The organism is Novosphingobium sp. BL-S-34 (assembly GCF_056857015.1).
On the sequence record NZ_CM166472.1, the window covers coordinates 686,442 to 706,572 of the forward strand.

At 64.7% G+C, this 20,131-nt stretch carries 20 protein-coding genes and 2 riboswitches; of the genes, 10 read left to right on the forward strand and 10 right to left on the reverse strand.

Annotated features, from left to right (window positions below):
• Positions 1-65: 65 nt before the first annotated feature.
• Complete coding sequence (locus AC1VV3_RS03215) at positions 66-848, reverse strand: DUF4197 domain-containing protein (protein ID WP_482961953.1); 783 nt, start codon at positions 846-848, stop codon at positions 66-68.
• 51 nt (positions 849-899) lie between these two features.
• Between AC1VV3_RS03215 and AC1VV3_RS03220 the strand changes: the two genes are divergently transcribed.
• The gene (locus tag AC1VV3_RS03220; RefSeq protein ID WP_132263010.1) at positions 900-3,065 is read left to right on the forward strand and encodes a primosomal protein N'; all 2,166 of its coding nucleotides are present in this window, start codon (positions 900-902) and stop codon (positions 3,063-3,065) included.
• A gap of 42 nt (positions 3,066-3,107) precedes the next feature.
• Here AC1VV3_RS03220 and ada read toward each other — a convergent pair whose 3' ends face one another.
• Both ada and AC1VV3_RS03230 read right to left on the reverse strand, forming a co-directional pair.
• Entirely contained in the window at positions 3,108-4,148 is a 1,041-nt protein-coding gene (gene ada / locus AC1VV3_RS03225; RefSeq protein WP_431567007.1) for a bifunctional DNA-binding transcriptional regulator/O6-methylguanine-DNA methyltransferase Ada, read from the reverse strand.
• The gene (locus AC1VV3_RS03230; protein ID WP_431567008.1) at positions 4,145-4,624 is read right to left on the reverse strand and encodes a DUF1203 domain-containing protein; all 480 of its coding nucleotides are present in this window, start codon (positions 4,622-4,624) and stop codon (positions 4,145-4,147) included. Before AC1VV3_RS03230 ends, ada begins: the two co-directional genes overlap by 4 nt.
• Before the next feature lie 228 nt (positions 4,625-4,852).
• Between AC1VV3_RS03230 and AC1VV3_RS03235 the strand changes: the two genes are divergently transcribed.
• From AC1VV3_RS03235 to AC1VV3_RS03255, 5 genes are all read left to right on the forward strand, one after another.
• Entirely contained in the window at positions 4,853-5,407 is a 555-nt protein-coding gene (locus AC1VV3_RS03235) for a F0F1 ATP synthase subunit delta (RefSeq protein ID WP_132263014.1), read from the forward strand.
• A 13-nt stretch (positions 5,408-5,420) separates the two neighbouring features.
• On the forward strand, positions 5,421-6,950 hold the full coding sequence (gene atpA, locus AC1VV3_RS03240; RefSeq protein WP_132263015.1) for a F0F1 ATP synthase subunit alpha: 1,530 nt from the start codon (positions 5,421-5,423) through the stop codon (positions 6,948-6,950).
• A gap of 130 nt (positions 6,951-7,080) precedes the next feature.
• Positions 7,081-7,962 (forward strand): F0F1 ATP synthase subunit gamma, encoded by an 882-nt coding sequence (locus AC1VV3_RS03245; RefSeq protein WP_132263017.1) that lies wholly within the window; start codon positions 7,081-7,083, stop codon positions 7,960-7,962.
• Between the two features lie 24 nt (positions 7,963-7,986).
• Positions 7,987-9,444 (forward strand): F0F1 ATP synthase subunit beta, encoded by a 1,458-nt coding sequence (gene atpD, locus AC1VV3_RS03250; protein WP_132263019.1) that lies wholly within the window; start codon positions 7,987-7,989, stop codon positions 9,442-9,444.
• Between the two features lie 6 nt (positions 9,445-9,450).
• On the forward strand, positions 9,451-9,705 hold the full coding sequence (locus tag AC1VV3_RS03255; RefSeq protein ID WP_132263020.1) for an ATP synthase F1 subunit epsilon: 255 nt from the start codon (positions 9,451-9,453) through the stop codon (positions 9,703-9,705).
• 94 nt (positions 9,706-9,799) lie between these two features.
• Here the strand turns inward: AC1VV3_RS03255 and AC1VV3_RS03260 are convergent, their stop codons facing one another.
• A complete protein-coding gene (locus AC1VV3_RS03260) occupies positions 9,800-11,149 on the reverse strand; it encodes a sulfatase-like hydrolase/transferase (RefSeq protein ID WP_431567009.1) in 1,350 nt (449 codons plus the stop codon).
• Positions 11,150-11,445: 296 nt separating this feature from the next.
• Here AC1VV3_RS03260 and AC1VV3_RS03265 point away from each other — a divergent pair, with 296 nt between their 5' ends.
• Complete coding sequence (locus AC1VV3_RS03265) at positions 11,446-12,957, forward strand: TadA family conjugal transfer-associated ATPase (RefSeq protein ID WP_431567010.1); 1,512 nt, start codon at positions 11,446-11,448, stop codon at positions 12,955-12,957.
• On the opposite strand, the gene AC1VV3_RS03270 is transcribed toward AC1VV3_RS03265, so the two are convergent.
• Entirely contained in the window at positions 12,954-13,160 is a 207-nt protein-coding gene (locus AC1VV3_RS03270; protein ID WP_132263025.1) for a hypothetical protein, read from the reverse strand. The two genes, AC1VV3_RS03265 and AC1VV3_RS03270, sit on opposite strands and share 4 nt — an antisense overlap.
• Before the next feature lie 92 nt (positions 13,161-13,252).
• On the opposite strand from AC1VV3_RS03270, the gene AC1VV3_RS03275 reads away from it, so the two are divergent.
• The 3 genes from AC1VV3_RS03275 (at position 13,253) to AC1VV3_RS03285 (ending at position 14,688) form a co-directional block, all read left to right on the forward strand.
• A complete protein-coding gene (locus AC1VV3_RS03275) occupies positions 13,253-14,173 on the forward strand; it encodes a DMT family transporter (RefSeq protein WP_431567011.1) in 921 nt (306 codons plus the stop codon).
• An 83-nt stretch (positions 14,174-14,256) separates the two neighbouring features.
• Positions 14,257-14,391 carry an entericidin A/B family lipoprotein gene (locus tag AC1VV3_RS03280; protein ID WP_132263029.1) on the forward strand — a complete coding sequence of 45 codons (135 nt, stop codon included), beginning with the start codon at positions 14,257-14,259 and terminating at the stop codon, positions 14,389-14,391.
• Between the two features lie 168 nt (positions 14,392-14,559).
• Positions 14,560-14,688: a hypothetical protein gene (locus tag AC1VV3_RS03285; RefSeq protein ID WP_431567012.1), complete on the forward strand. Its 129-nt coding sequence runs from the start codon at positions 14,560-14,562 to the stop codon at positions 14,686-14,688.
• Between the two features lie 66 nt (positions 14,689-14,754).
• Here the strand turns inward: AC1VV3_RS03285 and AC1VV3_RS03290 are convergent, their stop codons facing one another.
• The 5 genes from AC1VV3_RS03290 to gcvT are packed head-to-tail and all read right to left on the reverse strand — an operon-like array spanning position 14,755 to position 19,816.
• Positions 14,755-15,270 carry a CcdC protein domain-containing protein gene (locus tag AC1VV3_RS03290; protein ID WP_132263032.1) on the reverse strand — a complete coding sequence of 172 codons (516 nt, stop codon included), beginning with the start codon at positions 15,268-15,270 and terminating at the stop codon, positions 14,755-14,757.
• A gap of 4 nt (positions 15,271-15,274) precedes the next feature.
• Complete coding sequence (gene gcvPB, locus AC1VV3_RS03295) at positions 15,275-16,876, reverse strand: aminomethyl-transferring glycine dehydrogenase subunit GcvPB (protein ID WP_431567013.1); 1,602 nt, start codon at positions 16,874-16,876, stop codon at positions 15,275-15,277.
• Positions 16,873-18,231, reverse strand: a complete 1,359-nt coding sequence (gcvPA, locus tag AC1VV3_RS03300) for an aminomethyl-transferring glycine dehydrogenase subunit GcvPA (RefSeq protein ID WP_431567014.1) — start codon at positions 18,229-18,231, stop codon at positions 16,873-16,875. Before gcvPA ends, gcvPB begins: the two co-directional genes overlap by 4 nt.
• A 31-nt stretch (positions 18,232-18,262) precedes the next feature.
• Complete coding sequence (gene gcvH, locus AC1VV3_RS03305) at positions 18,263-18,634, reverse strand: glycine cleavage system protein GcvH (RefSeq protein WP_431567015.1); 372 nt, start codon at positions 18,632-18,634, stop codon at positions 18,263-18,265.
• 12 nt (positions 18,635-18,646) lie between these two features.
• A complete protein-coding gene (gene gcvT, locus AC1VV3_RS03310; RefSeq protein WP_431567016.1) occupies positions 18,647-19,816 on the reverse strand; it encodes a glycine cleavage system aminomethyltransferase GcvT in 1,170 nt (389 codons plus the stop codon).
• 34 nt (positions 19,817-19,850) lie between these two features.
• Positions 19,851-19,968, reverse strand: a riboswitch (glycine riboswitch).
• A 1-nt stretch (position 19,969) separates the two neighbouring features.
• Positions 19,970-20,075, reverse strand: a riboswitch (glycine riboswitch).
• Positions 20,076-20,131: the final 56 nt, after the last annotated feature.

Genomic DNA, 20,131 nt, shown 5'->3' on the forward strand with positions numbered 1-20,131 from the left:
CCCTATAGGGAAGCGCGCCCTTCCCCGCTACCCTGCGCCTTGCGGCCGCCGGAGCGGCCGGCCGGTCAGGCCTTCTTGAACGCGCCGATCAGCACGGCATCGTTGGTATCGGCCGGATCCTGGCGGATTGCCGCCTCGGCCGCACCGATCTCGTACCAGATGCCGTTGTCGGCATCGAGCGCGAGGGCATGGGCGGTGTCCTGGACGGTCACGCCCTTCAGCGCGGCGATCGCCTGGTTCAGCGTGGGGTCCTGCGCCTCCTTCATGGCGCGCTCGATCTCGGGGATCATGGCGTTGACGAGCGCCGGCCCCATCGCGCGGCGCAGCAGCGTGGTGGCCGCGGTATTGCCGCCTGCCATCACTTCGGCCGGATTCGGGATGGCGACGCTCTGCACGGTCTTGAGCACCAGCGGACCGGCCACGCGCGCGCCGGGCGTCGCGAAGAGGTTGAGCTGATACTGAAGCTTGTCGCGGAAGGCCTTCGACTTGAGCACGCCCGTGGTCGTGCGCCCGGGGCGGTCGAACAGCACCGGCATCGGGATGCGGGCCACGGGGCTGGTCCAGAAGCCCTCGGGCTGGCCGAGCCAGGCGAAAGCCCGTTCCGAGGAAAAGCGCATGAGGCGGCGTACGGGGTCCGCGCCGGCCGAAGAGCCCGAGCCCAGGCCCGAACCCGTCGCGAGAGTCGAGCAGCCCGGCAGCATCAGCACTCCGGTTGCAAGCATGCCGATGAGCACGCCGCGGCGGCTCCAGTCGGACCGAAACGCGCTTGCCGCGCCGGTTTCGACATCCATGTCCGCTTCCGCCGAAGCGCCCATGGCTGCCGAATTATCCCCTGTTCCCCAGTTCACCATCATCAACTCCTTCACGCCCCCGGACAGCAGTGCCTATATGCAACCTACATGAAACGCGTCCGAATCCTCGTCTTCAACGCCGCACTGGGCGTCCTCGACTACCGCGTCCCCGAAGGCATGGCGATAGAATTCGGCTCCGTGGTGGTTGCGCCCCTCGGGCCGAGGCAGGTGCTCGGCATCGTCTGGGAGCCGCAACGCCTGAACACGCAGGAAGTGCCTGAATCGAAACTGCGCCCCCTGCTGGAAGTCATGCCCGTGCCGCCCCTGCCGGAGCGTCTGCGGCGCCTCATCGAATGGACCGCGGACTACTACTGCGCCTCGCTTTCGTCCGTGGCGCGCATGGCGCTGGGCAGCATGGCGGCGCTGCGCGGCGGCGGCACCACCACCGAATACCGCCTGACCGGACAGGAGCCCGCCCGGCTCACCCCGCAACGCGCCGCCGCGCTGGACGCTCTCCAGGGCGAGCAGGCCTCGATCAAGGAACTGGCCGAGCTGGCCTCGGTGTCGGACGGCGTTCTGCGCGGCATGGTCGGCGCGGGCCTGCTGGAGCCGGTGGTCGTCGATCTCGACCGTCCTTATGCCCGCGCCCGGCCCGAACATGCCCAGCCCATGCTGTCGGACGGTCAACAGGAAGCGGCCGACATCTTCGTCGAGGCCGTTCGCGCCGATGCGTTCGCGCCGTTCCTGCTCGACGGCGTGACCGGCTCTGGAAAGACCGAGACTTATTTCGAGGCCGTGGCCGAGGCGCTGCGGCGCGGACGGCAGATCCTGGTCCTGCTGCCCGAGATCGCGCTGACCGAGAATTTCCTGCGCCGCTTCGAGCACCGCTTCGGCGTGCCGCCGATCCTCTGGCATTCTTCACTGAAATCCAGCGAGCGGCGCCGCGCCTGGCGCGCCATCGTGGCGGGCGAGGCGCAAGTCGTGGTCGGCGCGCGGTCGGCGCTGTTCCTGCCTTATGCCCGCCTCGGCCTGATCGTGGTCGACGAGGCTCACGAAGTCTCGTTCAAACAGGACGACGGGGTGCGCTACAACGCGCGCGACGTGGCGGTGATGCGCGCCAAGTTCGAAGGGATACCGGTCGTGCTCGCCAGCGCGACACCCGCGCTCGAATCGATGCAGCTGGCCGAGGCAGGCGTCTATCGCAAGGTCGACCTGCCCTCGCGCTTCGGCGGCGCGCAACTGCCCGACATCCAGATCCTCGACTTGCGCCAGGAGCCGCCCGAGCGCGGCAAGTGGCTCGCCCCGCGCCTGGTGGAGGAAATGAAGGCGCGGCTGGCGCGCGGCGAACAGTCCCTGTTGTTCCTCAACCGCCGCGGTTACGCGCCGCTGACGCTGTGCCGTCACTGCGGCTACCGTTTCCAGTGCCCGAACTGCACGGCCTGGCTGGTGGAGCACCGCTTCTCGCAGCGCCTGGCCTGCCACCACTGCGGCCATGAAGTGCCGGTGCCCGCGGCCTGCCCCGAATGCGGCACCGGAGACTGCCTGGTCGCCTGCGGGCCGGGGGTCGAGCGCATTGCCGACGAAGTCGCCGAGATCCTGCCCGAGGCCCGTGTCGCGCTCGTCACGTCCGATACGATGAACACGGCCGAGGCCGTCGGCGAATTCGTCGCCAAGGCGGAGGGTAAGGCGATCGACGTCATCGTCGGCACGCAGCTCGTGACCAAGGGCTACCACTTCCCCGATCTCACCCTGGTGGGCGTGGTCGATGCCGACCTGGGCCTGGAGGGCGGCGACTTGCGGGCGGCGGAGCGCACCTACCAACAGGTCGCCCAAGTCGCCGGGCGCGCGGGCCGCGGCGAAAAGCCGGGCGAAGTGCTGATCCAGACGCGCCATCCGGAAGCCTCGGTGATCTCGGCACTGGCCGCCGGCGACCGGGACGCATTCTACGCCGCCGAGACCGAGGCCCGCCGCGATGCGGGTGCGCCCCCCTTCGGACGCTGGGCGGCGATCATCGTTTCCTCGGAAGACCAGTCCGAGGCGAAAGCCGCCGCCCGCGCCATTGGCGGCACGGCGCCCAACCATCCCGACATGCTGGTGCTCGGCCCGGCCCCTGCCCCGCTATCGCTGCTCCGCGGCCGTCATCGGTTCCGCCTGCTGATCAATGCCCGTCGCTCGGCCGAATTGCAGAAGACCTTGCGCGAATGGCTGGAACCGCTGCAGTTCCCCCGCGGTGTGCGGGTGAACATCGACATCGATCCTTATTCGTTCGTGTGAAATTCACCGCGCCGGATCGATGCGCGGCGAGGGCCTTGCCGTTCACCCCCGCTCCCGCTTGAGCAGTTCCCGCTTGATCTCCTCGCCGTAGGCATAGCCGCCGATCGACCCGTCGGTGCGGATCACTCGGTGGCAGGGAATGAGCACCGCGACATTGTTGGCCCCGTTCGCCGAGCCTGCCGCGCGCACCGCGCCCGGCTTGCCGACCGCCGCCGCAATCTGGGCATAGCTGCGCGTCTCGCCGGCGGGAATGCGCTGCAGCTCGCGCCAGACCGCCTCCTGAAATGCCGTGCCCTGCACATCGAGCGGGATCACCCGCGACTGCCCCGGCTGCTCCACCGCCGCGACAACGCTTGCCAGCAGGTGCGCAAAGTCGCTGCCGCCTTCCACCAGTTCCGCATTCGGAAACCGCGCGGCCAGTTCCTCGCGCCCTTCCTCGAAGGAGAGCCGGCACACGCCCTTCCCGGTCGCCGCCACCAGCATGGCGCCGAGGCTGGTGGGAACGACGGCCCAGTGGATGGTCACGCCGCGCCCACCCTCGCGCCAGGCCGAAGGCGTCATGCCCAGCCTGCCCTCGCTTGCCTCGTAGAACCGCGAGCTGGCGCCGAACCCGGCCTCGTAGATCGCCTCGGTCACGCTCGCGCCGCTGCTCAGGGCATCGCCGGCACGCGCGACCCGCTTCGCCCGGAGATATTCCGCCGGCGACAGACCGACCGCGCGCTTGAACACCCGCTGGAAATGCGTCGGACTATAGCCCGTCGCCTCGGCCAGCTCGGCAAGGCCCGGCGTTCGCTCCTCATCGGAATCGAGCAACCGCAGCGCTATCGTCACCGCTTCCTCGTCGCGCGAGACATCGTTGGGCCGGCAGCGCATGCAGGCGCGCAGGCCGAACTGCTCCGCTTCGCCGGCATCCGGGAAGAACCGCACATTCTCGCGCCGGGGGTGCCGCGCCGAGCAGGAGGGGCGGCAGTAAATGCCGGTGGTCAGCACGCCGGTGACGAAGCGGCCGTCGAACGTGCGGTCGCGCGACTGCACGGCCTGCCAGGCGCGGTCCTCGCTTACGGGGATGTCCAGGACGGTCACTGCATCTCTCCATGGCGTTCGATCCGCGCGGCAAAGCAGCCGTAAGCGGCATTGTGAGCGTGAATCCCGGCAATCGCGGGATCTTCGAACAAGGCCCCGATCGCTTCCTCGATCTCGCCCGGTCCTGCCAGTCTGGCCCGGACCAGCATCCCCTCCCGGTCGAAGCCCCGCAACGAAAGCGTGCGACCGGCGAACACCGGTGGCAGCCGGTCGACATGCGGCTGGGCCTCCGCCGCGTTCTCCCTTACATATATCGCATAGGCGCTGCGATAGGGACCGGCGACATCATGGCTGACGAAATTCGCCAGGATCAGGCTTTCGCCCGGCTCGGCATCCTGCAGGCTGACACGGCACGGATAGCCCGGACGGGAGGTCGCGATCACGCGCCGCATCCCGTTTTTCTCCAGTTCCTGCGCGTCCATCGCGAAAAACGGTGCGAACCGATCTTTCGGCAAACCGATGATTCGATAGGTCATGGCAAACTCCATTGGTTCGTTTGTCCCAACCTTGCAGCAGCCGCTGCGGCGATACTTCCCGCCCCTTGCTTTTAAAGCGCTTTCCCAACCATTGTGGTCAGGCCGCCTCCCATAGCTTGCATCGTAACACTATCGTCGCTATGCGCGCCCCGTCTGCGGGCCGGGGGGCACGTCATTGTCGTGCGCCCCAAAGTGTCCCAGCCCACCCGATGTAAGGATAGGACACGCGTGGAGAATTCCGGCGGCATCAAGGCCAGCTTGCAAGGACGCTACGCTTCGGCGCTGTTTGATCTTGCCAGCGAGAACGGCGTCGTAACGACGGTCGAATCCGACCTCGAAAAGATCGCCCTCGCCATCAGCGAAAGCGCCGATCTGGCCGAGCTGATTCGCAACCCCGAAATCAGCCGCAAGGCTGCCGGCGCGGCCATCGAAGCCGTTGCCGATGTCCTCGGCCTTGCGCCGCTGACCAGGAACTTCCTGGGCGTTCTGGCGGCCAATCGCCGTCTCGTCGCCCTTCCCGAGATCATCCGCGCCTTCGCTTCGATCGCCGCCGCCCAGCGCGGTGAATCGACTGCCGAAGTCACGTCGGCTCACGCCCTGGACGACCAGCAGGTCGAGCAGCTGCGCCAGAAGCTGGAACTGCGCGAGGGTCGCAAGGTCAAGGTCAGCACCAAGGTTGATCCGGACCTGCTCGGCGGTCTCGTCGTCACCATCGGCTCCAAGCGCATCGACAGCTCGATCCGCACCCGTCTCAATTCGCTCGCCCAGGCCATGAAGGGCTAAGAAAGGCAGAACAATGGATATCCGCGCAGCAGAAATCTCGAAGGTCATCAAGGACCAGATCGCCAGCTTCGGCACCGAAGCCCAGGTTTCCGAAGTCGGCTCGGTTCTGTCGGTCGGTGACGGCATCGCCCGCATCCACGGCCTCGACAAGGTCCAGGCCGGTGAAATGGTCGAATTCGCCAACGGCGTTCAGGGCATGGCCCTCAACCTCGAAGCCGACAACGTCGGCGTCGTGATCTTCGGCTCGGACGCCGAGATCAAGGAAGGCGACAGCGTCAAGCGCACCAACACCATCGTCGACGTTCCCGTCGGCAAGGGCCTGCTCGGCCGCGTGGTGGACGCCCTCGGCAACCCGATCGACGGCAAGGGCCCGATCGTCGCCGAGAAGCGCGCCCGCGTCGAAGCCAAGGCTCCCGGCATCATCCCGCGCAAGTCGGTGCACGAACCCGTGCAGACCGGCCTCAAGGCGATCGACGCGCTCGTTCCCGTCGGCCGCGGCCAGCGCGAACTGATCATCGGTGACCGCCAGACCGGCAAGACCGCCGTCGCCATCGACACCTTCATCAACCAGAAGGAAGCGAACGCAGGCGACGACGAATCCAAGAAGCTTTACTGCATCTACGTTGCCGTCGGCCAGAAGCGCTCGACCGTCGCGCAGATCGTGCGCCAGCTCGAAGAGAACGGCGCGATGGAATACTCCATCGTCATCGCCGCCACCGCTTCGGAGCCCGCTCCGCTGCAGTATCTCGCGCCTTACACCGGCGCCGCGATGGGCGAATTCTTCCGCGACAACGCGATGCACGCCGTGATCGTGTATGATGACCTTTCCAAGCAGGCCGTCGCCTACCGCCAGATGTCGCTGCTGCTGCGCCGTCCTCCGGGCCGCGAAGCCTATCCGGGCGACGTGTTCTATCTCCACAGCCGCCTGCTTGAGCGCGCCGCGAAGATGAACGACGAGAACGGCAACGGCTCGCTCACCGCGCTTCCGATCATCGAAACGCAGGCCGGCGACGTCTCGGCCTACATTCCGACCAACGTGATCTCGATCACCGACGGCCAGATCTTCCTGGAAACCGGCCTGTTCTACCAGGGCATCCGTCCGGCCATCAACGTGGGTCTGTCGGTGTCGCGCGTCGGCGGTTCGGCCCAGACCAAGGCGATGAAGAAGGTTGCCGGCTCGATCAAGCTGGAGCTGGCCCAGTACCGCGAAATGGCGGCCTTCGCCCAGTTCGGTTCGGACCTCGACGCCTCGACCCAGAAGCTCCTCAACCGCGGTGCGCGCCTGACCGAACTGCTCAAGCAGAAGCAGTTCTCGCCGCTGTCGTTCGAAGAGCAGACCGTGTCGATCTTCGCCGGCACCAACGGCTACCTCGACGGCCTGCCGGTCGCCAAGGTCACCGAGTATGAAGCCGAAATGCTCGACTTCATGCACGAACAGCATGCCGATGTCCTCGCGCTGATCCGCTCGACCAAGGACTTCGGCGACGAAGCCAAGAGCAAGACCAAGGCCGCGCTCGACGCCTTCGCCAAGCAGTTCGCTTAAGAGAAACCGTCATCCCGGTGTAAGCCGGGATCGCGGGCCATCATCGGGACCGACCTCCCTGCGAGGCATTTCCTGAAGATGGCCCACCGGTCCCGGACCATCCCGGGGAAGACGAAACGAGGAACAACGAGTGGCTTCGCTCAAGGAACTCAAGGGCCGCATCAACTCGGTCAAGTCGACCCAGAAGATCACCAAGGCCAAGCAGATGGTCGCCGCGGCCAAGCTGCGCAAGGCGCAGGCCGCCGCGGAGTCCGCGCGTCCCTACGCCGCCCGCCTCGCAGAGGTCATGGGCTCGCTCGCGTCCAAGATCACTGTCAGCGAGAACAGCCCCAAGCTGCTCGCCGGCACCGGCAGCGACAAGGTGCATCTGCTTGTCGTCGCGAACTCGGACAAGGGCCTGTGCGGCGCGTTCAACTCGAACATCGTCAAGGCTGCCCGCGTCAAGGCGCGTGAACTGGAAGCACAGGGCAAGACCGTCCTGTTCTACCTCGTCGGTCGCAAGGGCCGCGCGCCGCTGCGCCGCGAGTTCCCGAAGCAGATCGCTCACATGTTCGACACCACCGATGTGCGTGACCCCGGCTTCGACGAAGCCGAGCGTATCGCCAACGAACTGGTGGCGATGTACGAAGCCGGCAAGTTCGACGTGGCGCATCTGTTCTACTCGAAGTTCCGGTCGGCCCTGCTGCAGGAGCCGACAGACCAGCAGATCATTCCCGTCCCCGCTCCCAAGGCGGTGGCCGCTACCGCCGGTGCGGATGCGGTGACCGAATACGAGCCGGAGGAAGAGGAAATCCTCGCCGCGCTGCTGCCGCGCTACTTGCGCACCCAGCTGTTCGGCGCCCTGCTGGAAAACGCCGCGTCCGAACAGGGTGCGTCGATGACGGCGATGGACAACGCCACCCGCAACGCCGGTGACCTGATCAAGAAGCTGACCATCGTCTACAATCGCACCCGCCAGGCTGCGATCACCACCGAACTCGTCGAAATCATTGCTGGCGCGGAAGCGCTTTAAGTCATCGCAGGCAAGGAAACCGAAATGGCCACTGCACCCGTGCTCAACCAAACTTCTACCGGCAAGATCAGCCAGGTCATCGGCGCCGTCGTCGACGTGACCTTCGAAGGCGAACTGCCCGCCATCCTCTCCGCGCTGGAGACCGAGAACAACGGCCAGAAGCTGGTTCTCGAAGTCGCCCAGCACCTCGGCGAGAACACCGTGCGCACCATCGCCATGGACGGCACCGACGGTCTGACCCGCGGCCAGCCCGTGTCGAACACCGGCAAGCAGATCTCGGTGCCGGTCGGCCCCAAGACGCTCGGCCGCATCATGAACGTCGTCGGCGATCCCATCGACGAGCGCGGCCCGGTCGGCTCGGACATGTTCGCCCCGATCCACGCCGAAGCCCCGCCCTTCGTCGACCAGTCGACCGAAGCGGCGATCCTGGTCACCGGCATCAAGGTCATCGACCTTCTCGCGCCTTACGCCAAGGGCGGCAAGATCGGCCTGTTCGGCGGCGCCGGCGTGGGCAAGACGGTTCTCATCCAGGAACTGATCAACAACATCGCCAAGGGCCACGGCGGCGTCTCGGTCTTCGCGGGCGTCGGTGAACGTACCCGTGAAGGCAACGACCTCTACCACGAGTTCCTCGACGCCGGCGTTATCGCCAAGGACGCCGAAGGCAACGCCGTGTCGGAAGGTTCGAAGGTTGCTCTCGTGTTCGGCCAGATGAACGAGCCGCCGGGCGCCCGCGCCCGCGTCGCTCTTTCGGGCCTGACCATGGCCGAGTACTTCCGCGACCAGGAAGGCCAGGACGTTCTGTTCTTCGTCGACAACATCTTCCGCTTCACCCAGGCGGGTGCGGAAGTGTCGGCCCTGCTCGGCCGTATTCCTTCGGCCGTGGGCTATCAGCCGACCCTGTCGACCGACATGGGCCAGTTGCAGGAACGCATCACCTCGACCACCAAGGGCTCGATCACCTCGGTCCAGGCGATCTACGTTCCCGCGGACGACCTTACCGACCCGGCGCCGGCCACCTCGTTCGCCCACTTGGACGCAACGACCACGCTGAACCGCGCCATTTCGGAACTGGGCATCTACCCGGCCGTCGACCCGCTCGACTCGACCTCGCGCGTTCTTGAGCCCCGCGTCGTCGGTGCCGAGCACTACGAGACCGCCCGCCGCGTTCAGGAAACCCTGCAGAAGTACAAGTCGCTTCAGGACATCATCGCGATCCTGGGCATGGACGAGCTTTCGGAAGAAGATAAGCTCACTGTCGCCCGCGCCCGCAAGATCCAGAAGTTCCTTTCGCAGCCGTTCCACGTCGCGGAAGTCTTCACCGGCATCCCGGGCAAGTTCGTCCAGCTCGAAGACACCGTGAAGTCGTTCAAGGCCGTCGTCGAAGGCGAATACGATCACCTTCCGGAAGCAGCCTTCTACATGGTCGGCGGCATCGAGGAAGCGGTCGCCAAGGCCAAGAAGCTGGCCGAAGAGGCGTAATCGATCATGGCTCTGCACTTCGAACTCGTCACGCCGGCCAAGCTCGTCCGCTCGGAAGACGTCCACATGGTGGTCGTCCCCGGCACCGAAGGCGAGTTCGGCGTGCTGGAGGGCCACGCGCCCTTCATGTCGACGATCGCCGACGGCGCGCTCAAGGTCTACCGGACCGAGAACGCCACTCCGGAAGAAATCCGCATCACCGGCGGCTTCGCCGAAGTGGGCGACAAAGGCCTGACCGTACTCGCCGAGCACGTCGGCTGATCTCTCACGCTAGTCGGCAAAAATAAAAAAAATAAAAAAAAGGCCGCCTCAGCCGAGGCGGCCTTTTTTTTGATTTGAAGATGAAACAATATTCTTAAAGGGCAGCCCCCTGTCGTGATCGATCCAATGCTCGTCGGTTGCGAAGCATGATCCAAGGAACATGTTCTGCATCGTAGCGATTTCTAAGAGCTCGCTGGAAGAATGGTGGCATGTGATCCCCGACAATGAGAATATCGGCTTCCGGGAAATCACGCCTCATAACTTCCTTCATGATAGAATCGGCAAGTCGCTGCTGGAGCAAGTAGGAACGACAGAGCATGGGAAACTGCTCATTCCAATTCTGATCGGCAAGCCTACAGTTGTCGGTATGAGCGTCACTATCTTCCGCCACTGGCAAATGACTGTTTAATGTAAGCCAGTAGATTAGGTTCCTTTGGTCAGGTAACGAACGCAACTTGTCCCCGATTATACTTGGTATGTCGGTATCGCAGGCACCTGGGAAAACACCCCCGCATTTATGGGCATCGAGTCCCAGTAACTCGGGCATGAAAAGCTGATCCTGAAACCCCAGTTTTGGATGCCAGGTTTGCCTCTCAAAAAAGTCTCCAGTGAAAGTGTGAATCGAGGTCGTGTGAAAACCCGCGTCCTTGAACTGCGCCGGCAGACAATGCGCATTATCGAAGTCGAAGCTCTCGAAGTCCTTCCAGACTGAGCACCACTCCCGTAATTCTGCATTTGTTGTTGAACCATAATAAGCGCTTGTACCGCCAGTGACTTCATATCGGCTGGACCAACGCGCTTTACCCCAGGCTTTATCGAACAAAGCCTGATCATGGGGGTTGTTGGGCTGCCCCAAGGACTCAACAAGAATGACGACAAGATTCCGCGCGCTAACTGTGCTCGGCGTTAATTCATTCCGGATCATGGCGGAGTCGATCGGTGCATCCGCTGGGGCGGTCATCTTATACGACCCTCGTGCTCCAGCAGTAGCGGCACCATCGACAAGGATCAGAAGCGCCACCGTAGCCAAAGCCATGATCTTGTGATCCAGCGTCGAGAGCTTTGGAACTTGCGGCGCAAATTTGATCGCAAGCACCATTGCTACCAATATGGTTCCCACGGCCATTAGATATTCGGGTGATTGCCGAAGATCGAGTTCTCTTGCAAACTCAACGGAAGCAACGACCGTCGTTGGGTTCAGATTGAACGAGATTGCGATGTACATCATCACGCTAGTCAAAAAGCAGAAAACAATACCTGCTCGCCTGATCCAAACGTTTTCAGAATGGCAAATCGCGACGGCAGCGACACCACAGACAGCCATCGGGAATGCCATCTGCGGCCCGCCAATCGGCCACATGGCAATTGCACCGATGTTCGGAATGCAAATCCACCAGAAAGTAAAACTGAACGAGAAACTACGCAATAAAGTAAACTTACCCATCGGCACCCCACAAGCCAACGTTCATTCGACCTGACCTGCCCCGGCCGATCTTTCGCCCGGCTATCTATTGCAAGCGTAGTTAACGCATAGCTAATCAGCACTTTCCGGAAACCGCCCTGACCGCTTTGAACTGCCAACTTGCGGCACCTTTGGACCTGAAGAGCCGGTGCACCGCAATATGGTTGAACTCCAGCCACCATTAGGAAGTTATCAAAGTTTCAACCTTAATCCTGCGCTCAATCGCAGGACATCGCCATGCGGCAGGGTGTGCCGGCGCTGAAAGGGTTGACGAAAACATGACTGCATTCGGGCGTCGCAACGGCATCGGCGGACTGGGCCAGGGCGCAAGGCCTGCGTTCGGCGTGGCCAAGCCGCTGAAGGTTGGCGCCGAGACTACGGCCGGGGCCGCCCAGCCTTCCAGTGATCCCTTCCCCCTGCCCGCCGGCTCCGGGACGACTGCGCCGCAAAACTCCCGCGACGATGCGATGTCGCGTCTCGCGGACCGCGCCAATGCCGTGCATGATGGCCAGTCCGAGCAGAGCGGCTTCGAGGCATCGATCCACAAGATCAAGGAGCAGGTCTTGCCGCGCCTGCTGGAGCGCGTGGACCCCGAAGCCGCCGCGACCCTGACCAAGGACGAACTGTCCGAGGAATTCCGCCCGATCATCATTGAAGTCCTCGCCGAGCTCAAGATCACCTTCAACCGCCGCGAGCAGTTCGCGCTGGAGAAGGTCCTGATCGATGAGCTGCTGGGCTTCGGCCCGCTGGAAGAGCTGCTGAACGATCCCGACGTCTCGGACATCATGGTCAACGGTCCGAACCAGACCTACATCGAAAAGAAGGGCAAGCTCCAGCTCGCGACGACCAAGTTCCGCGACGAGCAGCACTTGTTTCAGATCGCCCAGCGCATCGTCAACCAGGTCGGCCGCCGCGTCGACCAGACCACGCCGCTGGCCGACGCCCGCCTCAAGGACGGCAGCCGCGTCAACGTGATCGTGCCGCCACTTTCACTGCGCGGCACCGCCATCTCGATTCGTAAATTCTCGGAGAAGCCGATCACCATCGACATGCTCAAGGACTTCGGTTCGATGAGCGAGAAGATGGCGACCACGCTGAAGATCGCCGGAGCCTGCCGGATGAACGTCGTGATCTCGGGCGGTACCGGGTCCGGCAAGACGACGATGCTCAACGCGCTGTCCAAGATGATCGACCCCGGCGAGCGCGTGCTCACCATCGAGGACGCCGCCGAACTGCGCCTGCAGCAGCCGCACTGGCTGCCGCTGGAAACCCGCCCGCCGAACCTCGAAGGCCAGGGCGCCATCACCATCGGCGATCTCGTCAAGAACGCACTGCGCATGCGTCCCGACCGCATCATCCTGGGCGAAATCCGCGGCGCGGAATGCTTCGACCTGCTGGCCGCGATGAACACCGGCCACGATGGCTCGATGTGCACGCTTCACGCCAATAGCCCGCGCGAGTGCCTGGGCCGTATGGAAAACATGATCCTGATGGGCGACATCAAGATCCCCAAGGAAGCGATCAGCCGCCAGATCGCCGAATCGGTGGACCTCATCGTGCAGGTGAAGCGCCTGCGCGACGGTTCGCGCCGCACCACCAACATCACCGAAGTGATCGGCATGGAGGGCGATGTCATCGTCACCCAGGAACTCTTCAAGTTCGAATATCTGGACGAGACCGACGACGGCAAGATCATCGGCGAATTCCGCAGCTCCGGCCTGCGCCCCTACACCCTGGAAAAAGCACGCCAGTTCGGCTTCGACCAGGCCTATCTCGAAGCCTGCCTCTAACCCCTGAACAGATCCTTCCCGACCACCCCCAGCAGCAGTACCGCTGCCATGAGGGCGAAAAAGAACACGGGCGTCCAGGGCATGAAGCCCACCCGGTCGAGGTCGCGGCGCTTCATGCGGCGGCGGTCGCCCAGCCAGGCCACGGCCGCCAGGGCAACCGCCAGGCCGCCGATCACGGCCATGATCTTATCGGAATCGTTCATGGCCCGCCCTTGCCTCCTTCCGCCGCCAAGTTAAAGCCCTGGCGGTGAACGCCGCCCGCACATCATCGAAAACATCCCGGCCCGACCGCCCGATGCTTGCCATCACCCTGCGCCTGATGGCGATGGTGATGCTCTCGACGATGTTCATGCTGGTCAAGCTGGCAGGGCGCAGCGGGGTCTCCGCAGCGGAGATGGTGTTCTGGCGCCAGGCCATGGCCGTGCCCCTCATCGCCGGAGGACTGTTGATGACGGGCCGCCTGCCGATGTTGCGGACACGGCGGCTCGGCACTCACGCCGCCCGCGCGACGACAGGCACGCTCGGCCTGGTCTGCAACGTCACCGCAGCCATGCTGCTGCCGTTGCCGGTGGGCACGACCCTGGGCTTCACCGCGCCGCTCTTCGCCGTGCTCATCACTGCGCTGGTCGTGCGCGACAAAGTCGGACCCTGGCGCTGGCTTGCGGTGGTCCTGGGCTTCCTCGGGGTGCTTGTCATCACCCGGCCCGATGCCCCGGTGCAGGACCTGCCACTGGTGGGGCTGGCCGCCGGACTGGGCGCCGGCGTCATCGTCGCCGTGGTGAGCTTCCAGATCCGCGACCTTGCCCGGACCGAAGAACCCATCGCCTGCGTGTTCTGGTTCGCCTTCTTCGGTTCGCTCTTCGCCGCCGTGCTGCTCCCCTTCTACGGTCGCGCTCACGAACCCCAGATATGGCTGCTGCTTGTCGCCGTGGGGGTTACCGGAACCCTGGCGCAACTGCTCATCACCGCGGCGCTGCGCCACGGCGCGGTCGCCACCGTGGTGGTCATGGACTACACCGCCCTCATTTGGGCAACCACTTACGGATACACCGTTTTCGGCGACGCACCGCCGCCTTCGATCTGGTTCGGCGCCCCGCTGATCATCGCTGCCGGGCTCGTCATCACCTGGCGGGAGCATGTCCTGAGCAAGCGGATCTCTCCGACTTCCGCCCTGGATGAAAGCGCGATCGAAGAATCCGTGCTGCCTTCGCGCTAGCCTCCGGGAACCGGCGGCTTCACCGAGAGTTGCCTCCAACGTTCCCGCTTGAATGATCGGGATTGCGTAGAAAGGAACCTCACATGGTCAAGAATCTCGTTCTCGCGCTGGTCGCCGGAAGCATCGTCTTCTCCGCCGCAGCCTGCAACACCGTGAAGGGCGCGGGCAAGGACGTTGAATCGGTCGGCCAGGCCGGCGACGACGCCATCAACAAGTAATTCGCCTGAGGCGTCCAGCACCGCTGCTCCGATGCGGCGCAACGCCGTATCGGCGCGGCGGATAGCCTGCTGACCTGACCGCGAGCCCCTTTCTCTCCATCGGAAGATGGATTAGCGACAGCGCGAGGCATCCGCCTCGGACATTGTTCGTTGAAGGGTCAAGCAATCATGATCAGGAAAGCGGTTCTGGCGCTTGCAGTTTCGGGCCTCGTGCTCAGTGCGGCGGCCTGCAATACCGTTCGCGGCGTCGGCCAGGACATCGAGTCTGCCGCAAACGCGGTTGACCGCGCGACCTGAGGTCTCCGAAGGTAACGTGGCGCGAAACGGTCTGCCGCTTCGCGCCACAAGCTTTTCCCTTGAAGATCAGCTGTCCGAGATGTGGTTCGCCACCATGGCGCGCGCCCTCTGCCACAGGATCATGCGGCTGATCACCACCATCCCCAGCACGAAGCCGAGCATGGCATCGGTCATCAGCAGGGCATTGGCAGCCGGATGGCCCGCCCCGATCGCCATTCCGCCCGGCAAGATCATCCGCCGCAAGGCGAAGACGACCAGAATCAGCACCAGCGCCAAGGGCGACTGGCGCATCATCACCCGGGCCTCGTCCCCCTCACCCTCGACATGGAGCCGCATGAGGCGCGAACGCTGCATGCCGATCCCGCCGCCGATGGCGAAGCCGGCGGCCAGGGCCATCCAGCCCAGCGCCCCCGGCGGCATGCCATAGAGCGCCAGACTGACGGTCGCTCCGACGATCAGCGGCGCAATCCAGAGAAGGGGGAGACGGAGCGGCCGCGCCTTTTCAAGGCTGCGAAAACGCCAGGCCATCACTGCTGCGAAAATCAGCAGCGGCAGCCAGGCCGCATATCCGTTTCCCCCCATAGTCTCAGCTACCCCCGATTTCGCTCAGCGAAGGCGTGCCCGGCTCACCCGGGGCGCCCTGCCATACGAGCACAGGCTTGCGCGCCGCGAGCGTTTCGTCAAGGCGGCGACGCGGTGCGAAGTGCGGGGCGCTGTGGAGGCTCTGGTCGCCATCCTTGGCGCGCTGGGCCAGGCTGCGCAGCGAACCGATGAAGCGATCGAGACCGGCCTTGCTTTCCGTCTCGGTCGGCTCGACCAGCATCGCGCCCTTCACCACCAGGGGGAAGTAGACCGTCATCGGGTGGAAGCCCTCGTCGATCAGGCCCTTGGCGATGTCCAGCGTGGAGAAGCCCTCGGCCAGACCCGCATCGCTGAACAGCGCCTCGTGCATGCACGGACCGCTCTTGGCGAACGGTGCCGGCAGCAGATCCTCGCACGAACGCAGGACGTAGTTGGCGTTGAGCACCGCGTCTTCGGCCACCTGGCGCAGACCGTCCGCGCCGTGGCTGAGGATGTAGGTCAGCGCGCGGGTGAACATGCCCATCTGGCCGTGGAAGGCGACCATGCGGCCGAATGCCTGCGCATGGCCCTCGCCCGCGTTTTCCTCCTCGACGAGGTGGACGCGGCCGTCTTCACCGCGGCTGACGAAGGGCAGCGGCGCGAAGGGCGCCAGCGCTTCGGACAGCACGACCGGGCCGGCACCGGGACCGCCGCCGCCGTGCGGGGTGGAGAAGGTCTTGTGCAGGTTGATGTGCATGGCATCGACGCCGAGGTCGCCGGGGCGCACCTTGCCGACGATGGCGTTGAAGTTGGCGCCGTCGCAATAGACGTAGCCGCCGGCCGCGTGAACCGCGTCACCGATCGCCTTCATCTCCGGCTCGAACAGCCCGCAAGTGTTCGGGTTGGTGATCATCACGCCAGCGACGTTCGGGCCCAGCTTGGCCTTCAGCGCCTCTACATCGACGCGGCCTTCCGGGGTCGCCGGGATCGACTGAACCTTGAAGCCCGCGAAAGCGGCGGTCGCCGGGTTGGTGCCGTGGGCGCTTTCGGGCACCAGCACCACGTCGCGCTTCTCACCGCGCGCGTCGAGCGCGGCGCGGATGCAGAGCAAGCCGCAAAGCTCGCCGTGCGCACCGGCCTTCGGGCTCATCGCCACAGAGGCCATGCCGGTCAGCGTGATCAGCCAGTCGGCCAGCTGCTCGATCACTTCCAGCGCGCCCTCGACCGTCTTCTGCGGCTGGAGCGGGTGAACGTCGGCAAAGCCCGGCAGGCGGGCCATCTTCTCGTTCAGGCGCGGGTTGTGCTTCATCGTGCACGAACCGAGCGGGAACGGCCCGAGGTCGATCGCGTAGTTCTGGCGCGACAGGCGGGTGTAATGGCGCACGGTTTCCGGCTCGGTCAGGCCGGGCAGCGCCGGAGCCGACTTGCGCAGGAACTTCGACAGGCCGGCCGCCGCCGGACGGCTGGGCGTGTCGAGATCGACGCCGCACTTCTCGGACGAACCGAGTTCGAAGCTGAGCGCTTCTTCCAGCATCAGGCCATAATCGCCCGAGGCGGTCTTGAAGGGGGTGCCTTCGCCAGCTTCACCCATGCTCGGGCGCCAGCCGCTTGCGTTTACCGCGTTCATGCCAGCACTCCTTCAAGTTCACGGGCAAACACTTCGATGTCCTCGTCAGTCACGGTCTCGGTCGCCGTCACCAGCAGGCCCTTGTGCAGATCGCTGTCCTCGGGGAACAGGCGGCCGAGCGAGACGCCGCCCAGAACCTTGCGATCTGCCAGTTCGCGAACCACTTCGCGGGCGTCGCGGGTAAGGACCAGCGTTGCTTCGTTGAAGTAGGCGTCGTTCAGCACGGTCACGCCCGGCACCTTGGCCAGACGCTCGATCATTGCCTGCGCCTTATCGTGGTTCACGGCGGCGAGCTGGGCCAGGCCTTCACCGCCCAACAAGGTCAGGTGAATGCTGAAAGCAAGCGCACAAAGCCCTGAATTCGTGCAGATATTGCTGGTCGCCTTCTCGCGGCGGATATGTTGTTCGCGCGTGGAGAGCGTCAGCACGAAGCCACGCTTGCCTTCGGCGTCCACCGTCTGGCCGCAGAGGCGGCCCGGCATCTGGCGCACGAACTTCTCGCGGCAGCCGAACAGGCCCAAGTAAGGCCCGCCGAACTGGAGGCCGACGCCGATCGACTGGCCTTCGCCCACGACGATATCGGCACCCAGCGCGCCCGGCGCCTCGATCATGCCCAGCGCCACCGGCTCGGTGACGACCGCGATGAGCAGCGCGCCCTTGGCGTGCGCGGCTTCAGCAATTGCGGCGAGGTCGGGGATGCGGCCCATCACGTCCGGATACTGGACGACGACGCAGGAGGTCTTGTCGTCGATCGACGCGATCACGGCGGCGTCGTCAGCCTCGGCCACCAGTTCGGCCTTCAACGAGACGATATCGTCTTCGGTGAACTTGGCCATCGTGCGCACCACTTCGGCGTAGTGCGGGTGCAGACCGCTCGACAGCACGGCGCGGGTCTTGCGGGTGATGCGGCTGGCCATCAGGATCGCTTCCCAGCAGGCAGTCGAGCCGTCGTACATCGATGCGTTGGCGATGTCGGTGCCGAACAGGCGCGCGACCTGCGTCTGGAACTCGAACAGCACCTGCAGCGTGCCCTGCGCGATTTCCGGCTGGTAGGGCGTGTAGGCGGTCAGGAACTCGCCGCGCTGGATCAGGTGATCGACCGAGGCCGGAACGTGATGGCGATAAGCGCCAGCGCCGATAAAGAACGGCGCCGTTCCGGCCGAGAGGTTCTTGGCCGCAAGCGCGGACATGTGCCGTTCCACCGCCATTTCGCTGGCGTGGAGCGGCAGCCCCGCGATGGGACCGGAAAGGCGGGCCTCGGCGGGCACGTCGACGAAGAGGTCGTCGACCGTGTCGGCACCGATGACGCCGAGCATCTCGGCACGATCGGCGGGAGTCAGGGGCAGGTAGCGCAAGCGGCGATACTCCGTGAATTCTATCGGTAAATCAGAGGCTTTCGACGTACTGCTTGTAAGCAGCCTCATCCATCAGCGCGCCGAGTTCGGAAGCGTCCGAAAGAGTGATGCGGAACAGCCAGCCGCCGGTTTCGGCCTGGGTATTGACCAGTTCGGGCTCATCGGCGAGCGCGCCATTGGCTTCGGCGATCGCGCCGGAAACCGGGGTGTAGACGTCCGAAGCGGCCTTCACCGAATCGACGACCGCAACCGAATCGCCCTTGCCGAACGTGGCGCCGGCTTCGGGCAGGTCGACGAAGGTGATGTCGCCAAGCTGGCCCTGCGCATAGTCGGTGATGCCCACGGTGCCGAGGTCGCCCTCGATTTCGATCCACTCGTGTTCCTGCGAGAAATAACGGGTCATGGGTAGGTATCCTCAGCGGTGATAGCGGTTGGGGACGAAGGGCATGGCTGCGACGATGGCGTCGAGCTTCTTGCCCCGTATTTCGATGGAAAGAGCCGTGCCGTCCGCCGCCACGGAGGCGTCGACATAGGCCATGGCGATGGGGTGCTGGAGCGAGGGCGAGAAGCCGCCCGAGGTCACTACGCCCACTTCCTGTTCGCCATGGAAGACCTTGGCGCCTTCTCGCGCGGCCTGACGACCTTCGAGCTTCAGCCCGACGCGCTTCTGTGCGGTGCCTTCGGCAAAGTCGCGCTGCACGCGGTCCGCGCCGGGGAAGCCGCCTTCGAGGCGGCGGCGCTTGTTGACGCCGAAAGCAAGACCGGCCTCGACTGGGCCGCGCTCGGGGTCCATGTCATGGCCATAGAGCGGCAGACCGGCTTCGAGGCGCAGGGAATCGCGCGCGCCAAGGCCGATCGGCTTCACTTCGGGCTGGGCCAGCAGCAGGTCCGCCACGGTGGCAGCAGCTTCGCCGGGGATCGAGATTTCGAAACCGTCCTCGCCGGTGTAGCCCGAACGGCTGATCCAGGCATCGACACCGCCCAGCGTGAAGCGGCCGCCTTTCATGAACGTCAGCGCCGACAGCGGGTATTCGCCCTCGGCCACGCGTTCCAGCGCAGCGAAAGCCTTGGGGCCTTGCAACGCCAGCAGCGCGCGGTCGTCAAGGTGGTTGAGCGTGACGTCGTCCGGCAGATATTCGCGCAGCGTGCCGATATCGTCCCACTTGGTGGCGCCGTTGACGACGATGTAGAAACCGCCCGGCCAGCGCGAGACCATCAGGTCGTCGAGGATGCCGCCGTTCTCGTCCAGCAGCAGCGAGTAGCGCACCGCGCCCAGCTTCAGGGTCGAGAGGTCGATCGGCAGCGCAGCTTCCAGCGCAGGCTCGATATCGGTCTGCGCGTCTTCCTCGCCGGTGACCAGCAGCTGGCCCATGTGGCTGACGTCGAACAGGCCGGCGTTTTCACGCGTCCAGAGGTGTTCGGCCATGATGCCTCCCCCTGCGACGTCGTACTGCACAGGCATCATGTAGCCGGCGAACTCGACCATGCGGCCGCCCTGATCGCGGTGCCAGCCATTGAGCGGCAGCAGCATCGGTTCGAGGGGGGCTTCTTCCTGATCGGAATCGGTAATCGGATATTCGCTCAAGACATGACTCCGCACAGTTCGGTACACCATTCCAGGTGCCCCCTCTGTCACGGAAACCTGAGAGCTTCCCTTGGCCAACCAACAGGCTTGACCAAAGTTACACCGTCGGCGGCCTCATCCCAAGGGATGAGACACTTTCCAGAGTCTCGCTATCGACGCTGCGCGGTCCTTTTGCCTGAGAGATTCCGGGGCGGTTGCTCCTTCGGCGCCTGCATGTTTCCGCATGTGCGAATCAGCAGGTCTCTCCCGCGCTGTCAGCGATACCTCGTCACTTGATTGAGCGCCGCGTCCAAGTCAACGCAATCGCGCTGCGGC

Bases quoted from the DNA above. Each gene is read 5' to 3' on its own strand.
- AC1VV3_RS03220 (WP_132263010.1), top strand. From the start codon at position 900: ATGAAACGCGTCCGAATCCTCGTCTTCAACGCCGCACTGGGCGTCCTC.
- AC1VV3_RS03230 (WP_431567008.1), bottom strand. From the start codon at position 4,624: ATGACCTATCGAATCATCGGTTTGCCGAAAGATCGGTTCGCACCGTTT.
- atpA (WP_132263015.1), top strand. From the start codon at position 5,421: ATGGATATCCGCGCAGCAGAAATCTCGAAGGTCATCAAGGACCAGATC.
- atpD (WP_132263019.1), top strand. From the start codon at position 7,987: ATGGCCACTGCACCCGTGCTCAACCAAACTTCTACCGGCAAGATCAGC.
- AC1VV3_RS03255 (WP_132263020.1), top strand. From the start codon at position 9,451: ATGGCTCTGCACTTCGAACTCGTCACGCCGGCCAAGCTCGTCCGCTCG.
- AC1VV3_RS03260 (WP_431567009.1), bottom strand. From the start codon at position 11,149: ATGGGTAAGTTTACTTTATTGCGTAGTTTCTCGTTCAGTTTTACTTTC.
- AC1VV3_RS03265 (WP_431567010.1), top strand. From the start codon at position 11,446: ATGACTGCATTCGGGCGTCGCAACGGCATCGGCGGACTGGGCCAGGGC.
- AC1VV3_RS03270 (WP_132263025.1), bottom strand. From the start codon at position 13,160: ATGAACGATTCCGATAAGATCATGGCCGTGATCGGCGGCCTGGCGGTT.
- AC1VV3_RS03275 (WP_431567011.1), top strand. From the start codon at position 13,253: ATGCTTGCCATCACCCTGCGCCTGATGGCGATGGTGATGCTCTCGACG.
- AC1VV3_RS03280 (WP_132263029.1), top strand. From the start codon at position 14,257: ATGGTCAAGAATCTCGTTCTCGCGCTGGTCGCCGGAAGCATCGTCTTC.
- AC1VV3_RS03285 (WP_431567012.1), top strand. From the start codon at position 14,560: ATGATCAGGAAAGCGGTTCTGGCGCTTGCAGTTTCGGGCCTCGTGCTC.
- AC1VV3_RS03290 (WP_132263032.1), bottom strand. From the start codon at position 15,270: ATGGGGGGAAACGGATATGCGGCCTGGCTGCCGCTGCTGATTTTCGCA.
- gcvPB (WP_431567013.1), bottom strand. From the start codon at position 16,876: ATGAACGCGGTAAACGCAAGCGGCTGGCGCCCGAGCATGGGTGAAGCT.
- gcvH (WP_431567015.1), bottom strand. From the start codon at position 18,634: ATGACCCGTTATTTCTCGCAGGAACACGAGTGGATCGAAATCGAGGGC.